We start from the raw sequence: 17383 nt of genomic DNA, 5'->3' as shown, positions 1-17383 counted from the left end.
AATTTATTTTATATTTACAAATAAAATAAACCACTATAGATTACTGAGTGCAGCATCATGCATATAAATTTTTTCGTTCAAATAGCTCACTCAACAATCTTTAGCATTAAGATGGTAGCTCTAAATATGTTCATCGTATAATGCACTGCCAGAATTCATACCGCATTAAATCAACCTGTAAAATACCAAACTTAATCCTTCTTCGCTTTTATATTAAAAAATCCCGCGCTCCTAAATACTCTATCATACCTTCTGATTAAGCCAGCTTAATTAATTTTTTAACAGCCTTTTTTAATAGCAAGTTCTTATTGCAAATTTTCTTTGCGTAAATAAAAGCCAAATACCAGATTGATTTATACAAAAAACCCTTTCTAAGAGCACCGTCACGAGAAGCCAATAAAGAAACTATAGAAGAGTTATAGTGACTAAACATACTAAGATCGCCAACTCTTTTATAGTATTGTGCCATCCAGTAAAATGTGGTGATAGTATTAGCTATTTTTTGATCTTGGTCTATCCCACTCCAAACCCCGCCACCATGCTGGCGATAAGCACCAGGTTTTATCTCATCGCTTGTAAAGTACTTGTATTTACCAAAATTGCCAAGCCAAGAAAATAAAAAAGTATCTCCAGAAACAACTTTAGATATTTCGAAAGGTATAGGTTCTCTGACATTTCTATAACATGCAGAAAGCGTCGGGATCATATATGTTTTCTTAAGCTTCAAAGAGGAAGCATCCTTCTTATTATAGAAAGGGAGTATGGAGTTTTTTATCACGCCACTCTTATCAAATGAATAGGCATCGTGACCACAGATAACATAGTCTTCATTTTTTTCCAAGAACTCAACTTGCTTGCGTAGCTTTAGTCTATCCACCCAGAAATCATCGCCATCACATAATGCTATATACTTACCTTTAGCCATAGGCTGTAGGACTGAAGAATATGGTTCAACACCTTGAGAATACAAGTTTGTACTTTGATAAACCACCCTTATCAAGTCCGGATATTGAGATTCATACTCTTTTAGCACGTCATCAGTGCCGTCATTAGATGCATCATCATTAATGATAATTTCATATACAAAATCCACATCTTGAATCAAGAAGCCTTCAAGAGCATCTTTAATAAATTCAACATGATTATACGTCGCACATAATATGCTGACTAGTGGTGCTTCGTCTCTATTCATGACGCCCTCACAAGAGCTCAATCAAGAAAATACTGCACAATAAACATCTATCAATGCTTTAAGCAACGCGGATTAACTTTGAAAACACAAATATAAAATACACAACTTATCAGCGATCTCTACTAAAAAACTATATACACCTAGGGCTTAACGCTTTCAAGCCACATACTCCTACTTTATATTCGAGACTTTCTTTTCTTATTATAAGTCTGTTGGCCAGTCTTAAAAGGACGCTAGGAAAATTCACGCCTGCTAAGTGCGAAAAGGGATAGCCGCCACCAAAGCGTACATTAAATTCAATCACGTAAGGGATTTGAGTCGTGGCTTCCACCATGACATCGATATCCAGATTTCCTCGATGCCTGAGTATCGAACCAATTGACTCGGCAATTTTTCTAACCTCGTCATTATTCTCTGTGATCGCTATATCAGTCTCACCGGAACGCATCGCCAGTTTTCTTTTCACCACCGATGCCAGAAAGTTGCCGGAGAAGTCATTCAAAACATCGACACCGTACTCCTGCCCCTCGACCATCTGCTGTATGATAATAGCGTTATCAATATCATTACTCGCCAGGATATTCAGATAGCTTCTGATAATGTTCTTTCGGGTATATTGGTAGAAAAACTCCAGCTCGGCTGGGTCCTCGGCTACATGAATACCGATCGACCCCATACCCCAGCGTGGCTTAACGATAAGTGGAAAGACCAGTTCTCCATTACGGAGGGCCTGCCAGGCCGCTTCGATCCCCAGGCAGGTCATCGGTGTCCCGAGGCCATGCTCGAGTAACAGGCCGTAGGTCAGCCACTTGTCATTGGCAGTTTCGACGACCCAAGGATCGCTGACTGCTACAGCCACACCTAACGACTCAAACTGACCACGATGCTTTGCCAGTACAGGTAGATCAATATCGAAGAGCGACAGCATCAACCTGATTTCTTCCTTCTTGCAGATCTCCAGTAGACAGGGTATGTAATCCTCGCTGTCGACCCGGGGTACGGTGTACTGGGTGTCCGCCGCCGCCATGCCTGATGTCAATGGATCACTATTGACACAAACAACGCGTCCATTACCTCCTAGGGCATCCTTGAAGTACTCCACCAGATAACAGCGCCGCCCCACACTGGTCAGCAAGATATTCATCTAACGTCCTCCATGTGCAGGTCTGTCCGTATACGCACTCAGGGATGTCGTGACGCTATCGGCTATCTTCAGTACCTTGCCATGCCTGTCAACGATAGCAGGTGCTGGATGTATGAAGTCCGGTGTGTAATTGATCGAATAGGCGCCGCGGTTCTCGAATAGTATGAAATCACCGGCCTGTAAATCCGCATGGAGCCGTGAGTCGATCACATCATGCTCCATGCAGGTATTACCCACCAAGGTATGCACCTGGCTACGTGAGCCGGCATCACCCCGCGCCGAAACCACGCTCAGCGGTGCCTTCAATGGAGAGTGGGTTGGATTGATGCTATTGATGCTGGTATCGAGCAGAGCCTGGCGGCCACCGTTTCGCTCACGAACATCCACCACCCTCACCGCCAGGCACATGGTATTGGCAACCACCGAGACACCCGGTTCGATGATCAGAGTGATTTTTCGCTCCGGATGCATAGCCGAAAAGGCCTTGCCGATGGTCTCGGTATAGGTGCCAATAGAGGGTATCGGGCAGGCAAATTGTTGTTGTAGGGTCTCGGGAATCTCGCCGAAAAAACCACCCCCGATGTTGATCGAACGCAGTCGATGGCGTCCGTTGAGCCGCTTGGTAATGGCCCACAGATACTCCAGTCGCGCTACAAAATCCTGGGGCGCCTTGTCACGTGTCGCCAGGTGGCAATGCAGTGAGGCAACGTTAACCTTGCCCAAAGAGTCGATCAGTGCCAGCGCATGTTCCAGCTCTCCTTCTTCCACTACCAGCCCAAACCGACTCTGCTGGCCATCCGACTTGATAGCACTGATTCTAAGGCCTATATCGATGGGATCAACGCCCCATGGAAGATTTACCAACTGCCTCACTTCGCCGAGTGAGTCCAGGTTCACCTGACTACCCGAGCGCAAAGCGTGAACTATGTCTTCGTGACGCTTCACGGGACCATTGAAGATCAGGCGCTCGGGCAATAGGTAGCCACTGGCAATTTCGTACTCGAAACCGGAGACCACCTCTCCCATCCCATCAAGCCGTGCCAGCACTTCGCCAATGGCGGGCATATAGTTAGCCTTGAAGGCGTAGGCCACCTCTGCATTAGGGTAGTGTCGACGCAGCCCATCTCGAAATGCCAGGTAGTTGGCCGTGAAGCGGTTCTCGTCAAAAATGTAGAAGGCACCACCCTTGGTCCGGGCAACATCGCAAAGAAACTCGTAAGTCAGTGTCATCGCCATCAGCCTTGGTTGGCATGGTACAGCCGATGTTCGACGGGCCGGTACCATTCGTCCAGATTGGTGGGGACCCTCGAATTGTATCCGAGCACTTGACGCGTCAGAGGTGAAAGGCTCTTTCCATACTCCTCCCCCAGCATCCTCGCGTAATCCATGTGTGGCTTGACATAAGCACGCCCGTAACCGACCGTCAGGGCCACCCGATTATCAGGCCCCTTGATATGAGCTCCCTTATGCCACAGCGTCGAATGGAAAAGCACCACGGATCCGGCTGGGGCGACCAGCCGCTCATAGTGTCGTTCGAACTCATCATCACTGGGTTGTTCTTGACGATTGTGAGAACCGCTAAGCATCATGGTGCCATTCTCGGCGGTGAAATCATCACACATGACCAGCATGTTGAGTTTTAGCGGATAGCCCGGTATCAAAGTCCGGACGTCGCGATGCAGTTTATGTACATAAATATCGGCACCAGGAAAGCCGCCTATGGGGGTCAGCGAGTTGCAGATGTAGGGCTGATTTCCGAAGTAGCTGGCGATATAGTCATGGAAGAGGTGCATGTCGATGAAGCGATCGATGCTGTCAGCCGCCCCCAGACAGTGATGAGCCGTACCGTCACCGCATTCATTGATACCGTTGCGGATCTGGTATTCGCTGCAGATATCGATCCACTTGAGACAGTCACTGCGCAAACGCGAAATGAACTTATCATCCAGTGCTCTATCAAAGACAAACCAACCCTTTTCCGACATGGTTCGCTCGAATTGCTCGATACTGACTGAACCCAACATGACGCTCCCCCTCTTATTGATTCGATGACTTACGATCGCAGGTGACGCCCAGGGAGGTTTCGTTGCATCAGAACCCTGGATTCGTTTTCACCGATGCGAAAAAATCCATGCTTGTTGTAGAGTGATACGGCGGTATGGTTACTGGCCTGGACTTCTAGTTGCACTCGAGAAAAACCTCGATATACTGATCGCCAAATGAAGGCTTCTAGCAACGTGCCGCCGATTCCCTGTCCCCGGGTATCTTCCGCAACGATCAGCAGGCTCACATAGGCCAAGCCGCTATCTGGTGCATTGCAATACCCCAGTAGAGCCCCCCCTAGCCGATCGCCTTGTAGGTATACTAACGCCTCACCTAAGGACAGCACCTTGTCCAAATAGGCATCCATGCTGACACCCTGGATCAACTCCTCCCCGGTTCGATGACCCTCTCGTCGAATCAGCTCTCTCAAGTCATCGCGCATGATGATTTCTCGCCGGTATTGCTTCATCTAGTGACCAGCTCATCAGCCATGTTAATATTCGGCAATCATTGGCTAGCCGCCAGTTCAAGAAGATATTTTCCATAGCCGTTCTTGGACAGGTCATTCCCCGCTTTGGAAAGTTCGGTCACGCTCAACCAGCCGTTTGCGAAGGCGATTTCCTCGGGGCAAGCAATCTTGAAACCCTGACGTTTCTCGATGGTCTCAACGAACTGCGATGCCTCAAGCAAGCTGGCAAAAGTACCCGTATCTAGCCAGGCGAAGCCACGGCCCAGTAGCTCCACATTCAACTTTCCACTATCAAGATAGGCCTGGTTGACGCTTGTGATCTCCAGTTCGCCTCGCTGTGATGGGATCACCGATTTGGCGATATCAATAACATCATTATCATAGAAATAGAGCCCAGTGACGGCAAAACGTGACTTAGGCTGTTTAGGTTTTTCCTCAATGGACAGCACACGACGCTGTTCATCGAATTCGACCACGCCAAAACGCTCAGGATCCTTGACTAAATAGCCGAAGACCGTAGCTCCCCCTTCTCGGGCCGCGACCTTTTGCAGCAGCGGAGTAAATCCCTGGCCATAGAAGATATTGTCGCCAAGCACTAGACAAACGGATTCTCGACCAATAAACCGCTCGCCGATGATGAAGGCCTGAGCCAAGCCGTCAGGATTAGGCTGAACCTCATAGGTGATACTTATCCCAAACTGACTACCATCTCCGAGCAATCGCTCGAAACAATGCTGTTCATCAGGCGTGGTGATCACAAGGATATCCTGAATGCCAGCCAGCATGAGAACAGACAACGGATAGTAGATCATCGGCTTGTCGTAGACTGGTAGTAGCTGCTTCGACATACCGCGCGTAATAGGATAAAGACGCGTACCAGAGCCGCCGGCGAGAATGATACCTTTCATTGTTGGCATCCCCTTTTCACAGCCCCTATAATCTTGAAAATATCTGGTCGAGATAAATCAGGATAAAGAGGCAGGCAGATTATCCGTTCAGCGACATTAGTAGCAGTCGCACATCGGTCGTATTCATTGTCCTTGTACTCGGTGAGCTTATTAAGGCAGGGATAGAAATATCGGCGAGCTATTACATCAACATTTTGCAACGAAGATAAAACGTTAATGCACTGCTTTTCTGTTTCCATGATTATAGGCGCATAAGCAGCATTCTGAGTAGCTCCAACACGCCATTTTGGCATCTCTACAACTTCACGAAGGTGCTTATGGTACGTAAATAAAACTTCTGATCTTTTTTCCAAAATATAATCAATTGACTCAAGAACCGACAAGCCATAGGCCGCATGAACCTCACTCATCTTGGCATTAATTCCAGGAACGCTAATATCGCCCATTGGATCACCAAGCCCAAAGTTCAGCATACGTTTTGCACGTTCAAAAACTTCACTATCTTTAAAGACAATACCCCCGCCTTCCACTGTATGAAATAGTTTAGTGGCATGGAAGCTAAGCGTAGAGGCGTCCCCCCAATTCAAAACACTCTGACCTTTAAAGTTAATAGAAAATGCATGAGAAGCATCATAAACGATGGGAATTTCTTTTTCTTTAGAAATATTGTCAAATATTTCTACGTCACACGGGTTACCGTACACATGAACAGGAACTAAAGCCGTAGTACGCTGTGTGGCAAACTCTCTTACCGCTGCAGGGCTGAGTCCGAGAGTGTCTGGTTCAATATCACAGAATTGGGGTGTTATTCCCTGCCACTTCATGGCGCTGGCTGTCGCAACAAAGGTAAATGGGCTGGTAAGTACATTTCCTGTCAGTCCTAGAGCCTTATAAGCCACCTGCAACGCTAAGGTTCCATTTGCGGTCAGAATGAGGTTTTTTACGCCTAAATAGTCTTGAAGCCGATCAGTAAGCTCCCTTACTAGTGGACCGTTGTTGGTTAACCAGGCTCCCTGGTGAGCATACCCCAGATATTTATTGAGCAGGTCAAGATCTGGGATAAATGGCTTTGTTACTTGAATCATCGACAAGTTATCCATCCCCAGTAGTTTTAAATATCAAGGATACCACCATACATTTCAGTGTTTTTAATTATTTTATGCCACTTCACCATCTCTTGATACCAGTCAAGAGTAATGGTTTCGGTAGTTTTCTCCAGCTCTCCTGAACCTAGCTTCTCCAAGATTTCTTGGCAGCCCTCTTCAGCACTCCACTTAGCTCGCCAGCCCAGTGTTTTCTCAATCTTATCAAAGGATGCTCGATAACTACGATTGTCAGGATCACCATACCATTCAATGGGCACCTCTTCACCAAGATACTTACTGACTGTTTTCGCTATCTTTTGGCCAAGTACGCCCAGATTATAGGTATTTTCTTCACTGCCAGCATTAAACACCTCTCCATTTACCTGATTCGGACTCGCAGATAATAGCAGGCACATGATATCGGTGGTATCTTGTACATGAAGCATCGGTCGATACTGACTTCCGTCTCTCATCAATGGCAACTTTTTATTATTATAAGCACCATAGGTCATTCCATTAATAGCCAAGTCAAATCGCATGCGTGGAGAGTAGCCAAAGATAGTAGCCTGACGCATCACAGTGACAATGTAATTTTTACAAGCCAGCTTGAGGACATCGTGCTCTGCTTTTTCATTGGCTTTCGCATACACAGTCAGCGGGTTTGTTGGGGACGTTTCATCAACCACTTCATTCTGAAAGCCATAAATACTACAACTGGAAGGTAGTATGTATCGTTTTGCGCCTGCCTCCTTGGCCAGTTCTGCTGTTTTGACTCGACTTGCATGGTTAATTTGCCAGGTTGCATCTTCAAACAATGCACCACTCGGGTCATTGGAAATGGCCACCAAATCAACGACATAATCAACATCCTTGAAATGATCAGGCTTTAGATAGCGAGTATCTTCTCTAATGATCTCTAACCCAACATGAGGGAAAAGTTTTCCACTTCCAAAAAAGAAGCGATCTATCGCTTTTACCTTGTAACCTTTTCCCAGGAGCTTAGGAACAAGAACGGACCCTATATATCCGCCCGCACCGGTCACCAAAACCACTTCATTGGCAGCCATCTGATCACCTACGTTTGATTTTTTAAGAATTAATTATTATTTATTCTCAGGCATGCTGGACCATTCGCTGGAACATCTGATTGCGGCTCGTCAGTTCTTCATAGCTACCTTGGTCGACCACCCGACCCTGCTCCATCAAATAGATGCAGTCACACTGCCGCACGGTGGCCAGACGATGGGCTATGATCACCATGGTCTTTTCCCCGGAGAAGTCATTGATGGCATCCATGATCAGTTTCTCAGTAATACCATCCAGGGCACTGGTCGCCTCATCCAGCACGAGAATATCCGCATCATGATAGAGCGCCCTCGCGATACCAATGCGCTGTCGCTGACCACCGGATAACTGCACCCCTCTTTCGCCCACGCGGGTATCGAGCCCGGCGGGGAGCTGTTCCAGGAGTTCATCCAGATGCGCCATGCTGGCAGCACACCGAACCTTATGGTCATCGACACGCTCAGGCGGCAAGCCATAGGCGATGTTGTCGCGAATGGTGGCATCGGATAAGAATATGAACTGAGGCACCAGCCCCAAGGTATTTTGCCACTGACGTTTCTGATCCGACTTCAGAGGTTGCCCGTCGATCAGTAACTCGCCCTTATCGGGATCCACTAGCCCCAACAGCAAATCGATAGCTGTGGACTTACCCGAACCGGAGGTCCCCACTAAGCCAATCGTCTGACGCGCGGGGATCGTCATGGTCAGTCCCTTCAAGGCGGGTTCAGTCTTGCCTGGGTAATGAAAGACAATGTCTTGCAGGACCACCGACTCTCGGGGCGTCAATCGCCGCAGATCGATGTGCGGCATCCTGCTGTACGATTGCGGATCCTCGGAACTTGCGGTCAAATCATCACGGATGCTCTCGAAGGCGGCCAGGTTGCTGCGGATATTGGAAATGCTGGAGTAGATCTCCTGACAAGCCGGCAGCAGCTTGAAACCCGCTAGGGCATATACGGATAGCACCGGCAATATCGAACCCAGGTTATTCTGGTGGCTCTTCAGCAGGTAGAGGACCAGAAAGATGACGCTACCGAAGGCGACCAGCTCCATGAGGTAGCGAGGTACACGCGTCATCACCTGATTGGTGCCTTGTGCCCAGGCGAATCGTCGACTCTGCTCAGTAAAGTGTTCAACGAATATTGATTGACGCCCCAACAAGAGCACATCCTTGATACCGCCGAAGCCTTCGGCCATCAGCTTATAGCGCATGGCTTCAGCTTGAGATATTGTTGTACCGTTACTTTTCAAGCGCTGACGAACCGTGCGGTAGAGCAAAAGATAGGAAAGCGTGAAGATGGCAATACCGATGCTTGCCACCCAAGGGTTATAGAGAAATATCGCCATTACCATTAGCAGTGCCATTACCACTCTTGCATTCAGTTGAAGAATAGGATTGATGATACCCCCTGTTACTCTTTGACACTCATGGGCTATCTTGTTGGTCAGGTGATTACTGCTGCCTGAAGAATGATACAACCAACACTGATGCATATAATAACGATACAAGCGATTGGACAACTCGGCTCCTATATAAGAGCCGAACAGGCTTAGGCGCCAAACGGTATAAATGGATACCATTGCAGCTAAAAAGAGGCACGATAAAACGGCTACACCGGTCCAAAACAGAAAGGCTTCAGGCGTAGCCAGGCCGCTCGCTCCATAGAGCGTCGCTATTATCCCCTCGCCCTCTAAGCGCCCCATGTCCCCCACCATCGCCATAAAAGGTCCGATCGACATCACGCCGATGATTTCCAGGCACGCCATCAGCACCACTAGGCCTTGCAATCTCAACAGTCTCCGGCGCTGTTCACCAGTCAATAGCCGATACAGTTCCAAAATATTTTTCAGCATAAAAACACTCGGATAATAAAATAGAACAGCATTAGATTAGATTCTAACTAATCAATCATCATCTTGAGCCGAACCCGGTCAGCACGATCTTGATAGTCTTGATCACGATCAAGATATCCAGCCACAGCGAGATATTTTTGATGTAATAGAAATCATATTCGATTTTTCTCACCATCCCATCAACTTCGGCTGCATATCCCTGTTCTACCTGCGCCCAGCCTGTGATGCCGGGCTTGACCATATGCCGATAGAAAAAGAAAGGGACATCTTTTTCGTACCAGTCGGTAAGATTCATCGATTCTGGCCGCGGGCCGATCAGGCTCATATCGCCTTTCAATACATTAAAAAGCTGAGGAAGCTCGTCGATGCGATATTTACGAAGAATATGACCGATACGGGTGATACGAGGATCATGGCCTTCACTAGTGAAGTCACAGCCCTGCAGATCGCTATACATAGTACGAAACTTGTAGAGGGTAAAGGGACGACAGTGAAAGCCCATGCGTTGCTGGGTGAAAAGTGCAGGCCCTGGGCTATCAAGTCGAATCAGCACGGCCACCAGCAGCATTATAGGCAGCGAGAGAGGAATCAGTATCAGCGACCCGGCAATATCCAAGACACGCTTGATGACATCGTAGTCGTCCCGAGGCCTCAGGCTGCCGTACTGATTATCGAAGATCTGATCAAGGGACACGCGTCCACTAAGCATCTCCTGGGCGGCGGAAGCATGATAGACAGGAATGCCATTGATGGTACAGTCAGACAGAAAACGGCGCCACTCGGCGGGAAGTTGCTCTTTTAGGTCGACTACCACGCCATCTACACGCTGACCCACCAGGCTGGGCGACGTCAATTGGTACCACTCCACCCCGATATTGCTATACAGGCTTTCCACTCTACCGTATGGCACTACGGCCAGTTTCATAGTGTGGTAGTGTGCGATCAATAGATAGTGTAATAACGACCATGATAAAGCGACAATAAATGCAACATAGAGATAATACAGATCGACCGTAAACTCAAGCACGACGGCTACGCTCAGAGTTATACCGAAACTCAACGCCAACCCCGGCATGATTAATATCAGCGGCTTCATTCCCGGATAACGTGCCAGCTGTAATGCCAATATGACGGGCACGGCATAGGCAAGGCTCACTATCGCCATGCTGCGTCCCTGGCTTGGCTCGCTGATCGACCAGAAACTCCAGCCCCATAGCAAAACAGCCGGTGTCAGTACGACCAAACACAAGCTTGTAGCGAATTGCACTCGGCGGCTCAATATCAAGCGCTCATAAACATGTGAACGCCTGCGTTGATGCTCCATAGCATTGGAAAGCGTATTCACACTAGTCCCCCTGCGCAGAATGTATAGTTATTATGCTTAGAGCTATCCTTTAACTGTAACTATAGCTGTAATATTGATACCCATACTGCCGAGCCAAACGACTCTCGATACCATTAAGAATACAACCACGTGGATTCACACCCGCCGCCTCCAATCGACGCAGTGCTGCCTCGATCTCTTTACTTGTCGTCACTTGAAAGCGAGCCAGTAGTAAGCTCGTGCCAGCCAATTTTCCCACAATAGCAGCATCTGTTACCGCTAAGATAGGCGGAGTATCGATAATAACCAAGTCATATTCAGGGCTAAACCCATCAACGAAAATCGAGAACCTTTTCTGCATCAAAAGTTCTGCAGGATTAGGGGGCTTCTTCCCTCGGGATATATATTGTAGCCCCTCTATTTCAGTAGATCGTATCGCTTCATGCCACTCAATTTTTCCTGCCAGCAGTTCAGAAAAGCCATGCTCTGCGCTACCACCAAAGGCATCATGGAGATGTCCTTTGCGCATATCTCCATCAATAAGCAGTACTCTTTGTCCACCTTGTGCACAAGCTGCCGCGAGGTTGATACAAGTAAAGCTTTTTCCCAACTCAGCCGTAGGACCTGTAATCATCACACAGTGATTCTTGGACTCTAGCATCGCGAAATGAAGGCTTGTTCTTAGCCCGCGCAGTGCCTCTATTGCTCCGTCAGTAGGATCAGAACTTGCCAAAGCACCATATATCACGCTCTTGCTATATTTATCGCGGCGGTTTCTGACTTTACGAACTAACTTCTGTTGGCTCTCGGACTGCGGAATGGTGGCATACACTGGCAGCCCAAGCTCTTCCAGTTGTTGCGGTGTTTCAACCCCTCGCTTCATCAAGCCCAGTACCACAGCAAATGTAGTGCCTAGCATTAGTCCCAAAAAACTGTACAACAGTAGCATTAGATTTTTGTTTGGTGATATTGGCCAGCCTCCGACATGTGCCTGATCGATAATACGTATGTTACCGACGATACCTGCCCGAGATACTTGTAGTTCTTGTGCTCGGTTAAGCATGCTGACATAGATGCTCTGAGCAACTTCAACATCCCGCGTCATCCGAATGATTTCCTGCTGAGAACCTGGCATTTCATCGATCCTGGCATTCAGGCGTTCACGTTCTTCAAGCAACCTTGAGCGCTGGCGAATCAGCGACTGATAAGCAGGATGATTGCGTGTATAGCGCTGAGACATTTCTTCTTCTGACACCTCAAGTTCATTGATTCGTTCTTCCAGCTCAATAAACCGCGTTACTAACGATGCAGATTCAGACGTTAGATCAACACTACCCTCTTCAACCCGATAATCATTCAATCGGTTCTCTGCGGCATTCAAATTTTCACGTATCACCGGCGCTTGTTCTTCTAGAAAAGCCAACCGCTTGTCAGCTTCTTCTGATCGGCGCTGAATATTCTGCAACAGGAATGTGCGAGCAATAGCATTGAGTGACTCATTGATCTCAGCACGATTCTCTCCCCTCAGTAACAGAGTGATGATGCCGGTACCACCGCTACCGCGTGCCGCGTCAGGTATAACATCGAGCCGGGAAGCTAGATAGCCAATTGCAGCAGTGCGAGAAAGTTTTGTTAGGTTAAATTCGCTTAATTGTGGTGCATTTATTTCAGCCACTCGCAGTGTCACGGCACCATCCAGAAACCTTTCATCTTGCCCCACCACGCCATCACCTAATGGCTCATCTCCTCTGTACAGCTGATATGCGTTCGTGTCACTCACACGAAGCGTGAAGCTTACGTTGCGGTACTCGTCATCGACAGCCAGCTCCGATACTTGAATACTCTCCCCACCCCACACCGATTGATCGAAGCCTATAGCGTCAAGCAGATTAAATGGCAGTCTTTCCAGCAGCCAACCTACTGGCGACATATTATCGAGCTCCGGGCGGGCTATGCCGTTACGCTGTACGTACTCACCCACTATCGGCAAACGCCTGGGCTGTACCAAGGTGTCAATATCCGTTTGATCGACGACTTGCCCTAATACCATCCGGGACCTGAGTATCCGCACTTCCGCCAGGGCACTATCTTCAGCTTCACCGCCCATAGCATCTGCAAGTGGATTTACCGTTCCTCGCCGCTCTATCTGGATTAATGCATCCCCCTGATAGATGGGAACCGACAGTTGCCCGTAGATCCACCCCCAAGTCATGAAGATTAACGTTATCCCAATAATCCACCACTTGTATTGTAACAAATTACCGAAAAAGCGCCGTAAATTTATATCATTATTGCTAGGCGGCGATATTGGAATCGAGGACATTTTAGTCATATCAAGCGTGCCTCATGGCTCTTAAATACAACATATCACAAGTCACCTATATCTGAACTTGTGTCAACTATCGTGCCAGGTAAGACAGCCGATGGGAGAAGCAAGCTGATCACAGTGTTCCACCTTGAAAGTGGCGCCGCGGTAACATAAACAACATCTTTTGGTTCTAACGGGAAGTGTGTGCCCATTGTCAATGCTGTCGCGTTGCTGATATCGAGCTGATAGACAGTGGCAATTTTTTCGCTATTGACTGGTTGCGTTCTTATTACGAAGATACCTGATGGTTTAGCAGACGTTTCTATCACGCCACCGGCTCTAGCTAACGCATCTGTTAGGGTGATGCGCTCATTACTTAGTGTAAGGTTACCGGGCGATCTCACTTGCCCCATCACTGCAACGTTCTGGGTTTCCAGGGTAGGCACGTGTAACACATCACCATGGCGTAATAGTCTGTTCTGTGTTTGATCGCCTTGATGCAGCAACGCATAGAGTGAAAGCTGCTCGCGTTGTCCATCACGGTTGAGGGTCAGCTGGTGCCAATTGGCAGACTCACTAGCCCCCCCAACCGCACTGATGGCATCCAATAGTGTCAGTGGTTCATTAGTGATGGGTATGGTGCCAGGAGTGCCTACTGCACCGCTCACATATACTTTTTGCGAGCGGTAACCCGCCACGCTCACTTGTATCTGTGGGTCAGTAATGAAACGGGAGAGTCGATTGGTTAGGATGCGGCGAATTTCTTCCACCGTGCGCCCCTCAACCGAGACACGACCAATGTAAGGATAGAAGATGGTGCCATCCCGCTGGACGACATTACCTGCCTCTTCAGCGCTTCTTTCAGCGCCAGCAGGTATTGTTAACTCAGGATGGTCATAGATGATAACACTCAGTACATCCCCACGGCCGACCAAATAATCGTAGTTTTCTATATCAGCCATGAACTGAGGAGTTGCAAGGCTTGCCACATCCCCGCTGAGGTCACTGCGATAGCGATTTACTAGCTCTGGGGTAATTGCCTCGATGTCTACTAAGTGATCAATATCGGGAGGATCGGCGTCATAGCTAATATGACCGCCAGGCGCTATGGCACAGCCAGCCAAGCTAGCAACCAAGCCTATTAGCAGAGACCATTTCCGGAGAAATGTTATGGTCGTTTGAGTATCCATCGTTTCCCCACGCTACCGCCCGGGAGTTTCAACTTGGCTTTCTCCGGGCCGTGTATTTATTCTTTTTTGTCTTTTGGCGTCTGTTTCTACAGACAACAAAATCACACATGTTACAAAAAAACACCTCACTCCACGAAAGCTTACACATTGTGTCACAATTCATCTGCTCATTTTTGTCGTTGCGGCTAGATGAAGTACTATCATCCACAACGGCATGCGTAGTAATGGAAGGCTTAAGTCATGATCCATGAACGATCTCATCTGGATTGCTATTGGTGTTTGTAAATTTATGAACTTATTTTCACCATGAATTCGCTCGCCATATCCATAACAACTCATTAGTTGATTAATGAGCTTTCTCATCACCTGTCGATTAGCGATGACATCTAGTGACCCTCTTGAGCCAAGGCACATAGTGTTAAGCCTTTGCTGCATGGGTAATGTTCTTTGAATCGGTTATTTTCGACACTCTTTATATAATTTTTGTTAATTTAACTTATTCTGATTTACGTGGCCGTAAATCGCGAAAGTTGGTCGCCCTTCCAGTATGCTATTTCATGCAAACAGTCCTACTAACGAGGTTCACGCAATGCCCCTAATATTGTCAGCCCCGCAGGCCGCCGACCGTCCAGACTGGACGCGCCTCTACCGCGGCTATGCAGACTACTACGGCATGCCGATGGACGAAGAGACGCTGGAAACGGTGTGGGGATGGATCCATCAAGCGGACATGGACTTCTACTGCCGGCTGGCCAAGGCTGAGAACGGCCAGGCAATCGGCCTGATGCACTACCGTGCCATGCCGTCACCGCTGCGCGGGGCGCACATCGGATTTCTCGACGACCTGTATGTCGACCCCGAGCACCGCGGCAGCGGCACGGTCGATGCGATGCTTGACGCCTTGCGCGAAGAAGCCCGTGGCCACGGCTGGCCGTTCGTGCGCTGGATCACTCGTGAACAGAACTACCGCGCTCGCGCCGTCTATGACCGCCATGCCACACGCACCGACTGGCAGACATACCAGCTCGACGCTCAATAGTCTTGAGCTTGTACACGAGCGTGGTGTTGAACGCTCGTGCCCGAGCCCATAGCCTCTGGAGGCGATAACCATCATGAACAGGACGTTCAGTCATGCAATGGATCAGCGACAATGCCCAGGCGATCAATGCCATCGCCGCGGTACTTACCCTTCTGGTCTGGCTGTTCTACGCGCAGCTGCTCTACAACGGTTACATACGCCAGCGCCGTGCACGGGTCATCATCAACCGCGGCCAAGGCAAGAATATCGAGTCGTTGTGCCTAGTCAGCAACATGAGCGCCGAGGCCATCTTCATCCAGCACATCGTGGTGCGCATCGAGACCTCACAGGAGCCCCTACTGCTTGACGTCAGTGACTACCAGCAGTCCAACGACGACGGACAGACCGAGTATCGCAGCCATCAGGGGCCACTCTCATCCGGCGGTTACCTGCATATTGGTACCTTCAAGGCGCTGATAGAACGGGTTGCCGAGGCACATGGGATCAAGCTTGACGGCCATCGTCCTAGCGCTGAGCTCAGCTTCAAGGCCATCGAGCTGCGGGTGATCGCCATCTATGGCTCAGAGGATCGGCCAGTGGGCGCGCGACGCCGCTTTCTACTGAACGATGACGGCGACGCCTGCTCGATCACGCCAGCCCAGATCGACACCCAACGCCTGGCGAGTCGCCGCAACCGGCGCCTGGTCAAGCAGTGGATGCGCAATCTGGAGTAGCGGTCCTGGCACTAGGCCATTGAATCCAGGCGCGCCAGCAGCTCGTGGCGCCGCGCCTCGTCCATGAATGCCACCTCGATGGCATTCCGTGCCAACCTCAGAAGAGTGGTTTCCGTCCAGCCGAAAGCCCGCTGGCAAGCCAGGAAGTTGGCGCGCATGCCGCCGCCAAAATAGGCCGGATCATCCGAGTTGATGGTCAACAGCAGGCCCGCGTCGAGTAGCTGCGGCAGCGGATGATCCTCGATGCGCTCGACGACCTTGAGCTTGACATTGGAGAGCGGGCAGACCGTGAGCGGCATCTTTTCCTCACGAAGTCGCTCGACGAGTGCCGAATCTTCCAGACAGCGCACGCCGTGATCGATACGACATACATCGAGTAGATCCAGCGCCTGCTCGATATACGCTGGCGGCCCCTCCTCCCCGGCATGCGCCACCCGGGCGATACCCAGCGCACGCGCGCGCTCGAACACCTCGACGAACTTCTCCGGCGGATGGCCATGCTCGGCACTGTCCAGGCCGATGGCATCGAGCATCTCCCAGTAGGGCGCAGCGCGCTCCAGCACCTGCATGGCGTCTTCGGCGGGACGGTCACGCACGAAGGCCATGATCAAGGCCGTGCTCAGATCCAACTCACGCTGCGCCAGCCGGCAGGCCCTGGCGAGCCCTTCGATCACCGCCTCGAGCTCGATACCCCGTGCCAGATGGGGCTGGGGGTCGAAGTGCAGCTCGACGTGGAGCACGCCTTCGGCGCTGGCGCGGCGAAAATAATCCATCGCCAGGTCGAAGAAGTCCTCGCTCGTGCGCAGCACGCCCATGCCCTGGTAGTAGAGGTCGAGAAATGACTGAAGATCGTCGAACTGATAAGCCGCACGCACCTCCTCGACGCTGGCATAGGGCAAAGCTATCCCGTTGCGCTCGGCGAGAGAGAACATCAGTTCAGGTTCCAGCGAGCCTTCGATGTGCAGGTGCAGTTCGGCTTTGGGTAGGCGAGTGATGAAATCTTGCATGATGAGTTCCTGATCAGGCAACCGAGCGGATTTACGCCATCC

At 49.5% G+C, this 17383-nt stretch carries 15 protein-coding genes; 2 read left to right on the top strand and 13 right to left on the bottom strand.

The genetic code is table 11. The annotated features are described in order from the left end of the window. Positions 1-256: 256 nt before the first annotated feature. The 12 genes from BLT16_RS01060 to BLT16_RS01005 form a co-directional block, all read right to left on the bottom strand. Complete coding sequence (locus tag BLT16_RS01060) at positions 257-1192, bottom strand: glycosyltransferase family 2 protein (RefSeq protein WP_089656658.1); 936 nt, start codon at positions 1190-1192, stop codon at positions 257-259. A 130-nt stretch (positions 1193-1322) separates the two neighbouring features. Further along, on the bottom strand, positions 1323-2336 hold the full coding sequence (locus BLT16_RS01055; protein WP_089656657.1) for an ATP-grasp domain-containing protein: 1014 nt from the start codon (positions 2334-2336) through the stop codon (positions 1323-1325). Next, entirely contained in the window at positions 2337-3572 is a 1236-nt protein-coding gene (locus tag BLT16_RS01050; RefSeq protein ID WP_176817127.1) for a type III PLP-dependent enzyme domain-containing protein, read from the bottom strand. Beyond that, entirely contained in the window at positions 3572-4360 is a 789-nt protein-coding gene (locus BLT16_RS01045) for a phytanoyl-CoA dioxygenase family protein (RefSeq protein WP_089656655.1), read from the bottom strand. Before BLT16_RS01045 ends, BLT16_RS01050 begins: the two co-directional genes overlap by 1 nt. Positions 4361-4389: 29 nt before the next feature. Then, entirely contained in the window at positions 4390-4821 is a 432-nt protein-coding gene (locus BLT16_RS01040; RefSeq protein WP_176817126.1) for a GNAT family N-acetyltransferase, read from the bottom strand. A gap of 65 nt (positions 4822-4886) precedes the next feature. Beyond that, positions 4887-5756 (bottom strand): glucose-1-phosphate thymidylyltransferase RfbA, encoded by an 870-nt coding sequence (rfbA, locus tag BLT16_RS01035; protein WP_089656653.1) that lies wholly within the window; start codon positions 5754-5756, stop codon positions 4887-4889. Continuing rightward, on the bottom strand, positions 5753-6841 hold the full coding sequence (locus BLT16_RS01030; protein WP_089656652.1) for a DegT/DnrJ/EryC1/StrS family aminotransferase: 1089 nt from the start codon (positions 6839-6841) through the stop codon (positions 5753-5755). The genes rfbA and BLT16_RS01030 overlap by 4 nt, the downstream gene beginning before the upstream one ends. Before the next feature lie 26 nt (positions 6842-6867). Then, the gene (locus BLT16_RS01025; protein ID WP_089656651.1) at positions 6868-7908 is read right to left on the bottom strand and encodes an NAD-dependent epimerase/dehydratase family protein; all 1041 of its coding nucleotides are present in this window, start codon (positions 7906-7908) and stop codon (positions 6868-6870) included. A 46-nt stretch (positions 7909-7954) separates the two neighbouring features. After that, a complete protein-coding gene (locus BLT16_RS01020) occupies positions 7955-9760 on the bottom strand; it encodes an ABC transporter ATP-binding protein (RefSeq protein WP_089656650.1) in 1806 nt (601 codons plus the stop codon). A gap of 58 nt (positions 9761-9818) precedes the next feature. Beyond that, entirely contained in the window at positions 9819-11105 is a 1287-nt protein-coding gene (locus BLT16_RS01015) for a sugar transferase (RefSeq protein ID WP_245701385.1), read from the bottom strand. A gap of 49 nt (positions 11106-11154) precedes the next feature. After that, positions 11155-13416, bottom strand: a complete 2262-nt coding sequence (locus tag BLT16_RS01010) for a polysaccharide biosynthesis tyrosine autokinase (RefSeq protein ID WP_245701384.1) — start codon at positions 13414-13416, stop codon at positions 11155-11157. Between the two features lie 35 nt (positions 13417-13451). After that, entirely contained in the window at positions 13452-14582 is a 1131-nt protein-coding gene (locus BLT16_RS01005; RefSeq protein WP_089656648.1) for a polysaccharide export protein, read from the bottom strand. Positions 14583-15171: 589 nt separating this feature from the next. Here BLT16_RS01005 and BLT16_RS01000 point away from each other — a divergent pair. Further along, a complete protein-coding gene (locus tag BLT16_RS01000) occupies positions 15172-15621 on the top strand; it encodes a GNAT family N-acetyltransferase (RefSeq protein WP_089656647.1) in 450 nt (149 codons plus the stop codon). Positions 15622-15713: 92 nt separating this feature from the next. Then, the gene (locus BLT16_RS00995) at positions 15714-16334 is read left to right on the top strand and encodes a hypothetical protein (protein WP_089656646.1); all 621 of its coding nucleotides are present in this window, start codon (positions 15714-15716) and stop codon (positions 16332-16334) included. Positions 16335-16345: 11 nt separating this feature from the next. Here the strand turns inward: BLT16_RS00995 and BLT16_RS00990 are convergent, their stop codons facing one another. Further along, positions 16346-17341, bottom strand: coding sequence for an adenosine deaminase (locus tag BLT16_RS00990; RefSeq protein ID WP_089656645.1), 996 nt, complete (start codon positions 17339-17341; stop codon positions 16346-16348). Between the last annotated feature and the right edge of the window lie 42 nt (positions 17342-17383).

It is taken from the genome of Franzmannia pantelleriensis (assembly GCF_900102875.1).
Taxonomy (GTDB): domain Bacteria; phylum Pseudomonadota; class Gammaproteobacteria; order Pseudomonadales; family Halomonadaceae; genus Franzmannia; species Franzmannia pantelleriensis.
The sequence above is the reverse complement of the archived record's forward strand: the minus strand, read 5'-3'. Positions and strand labels throughout refer to the sequence as shown.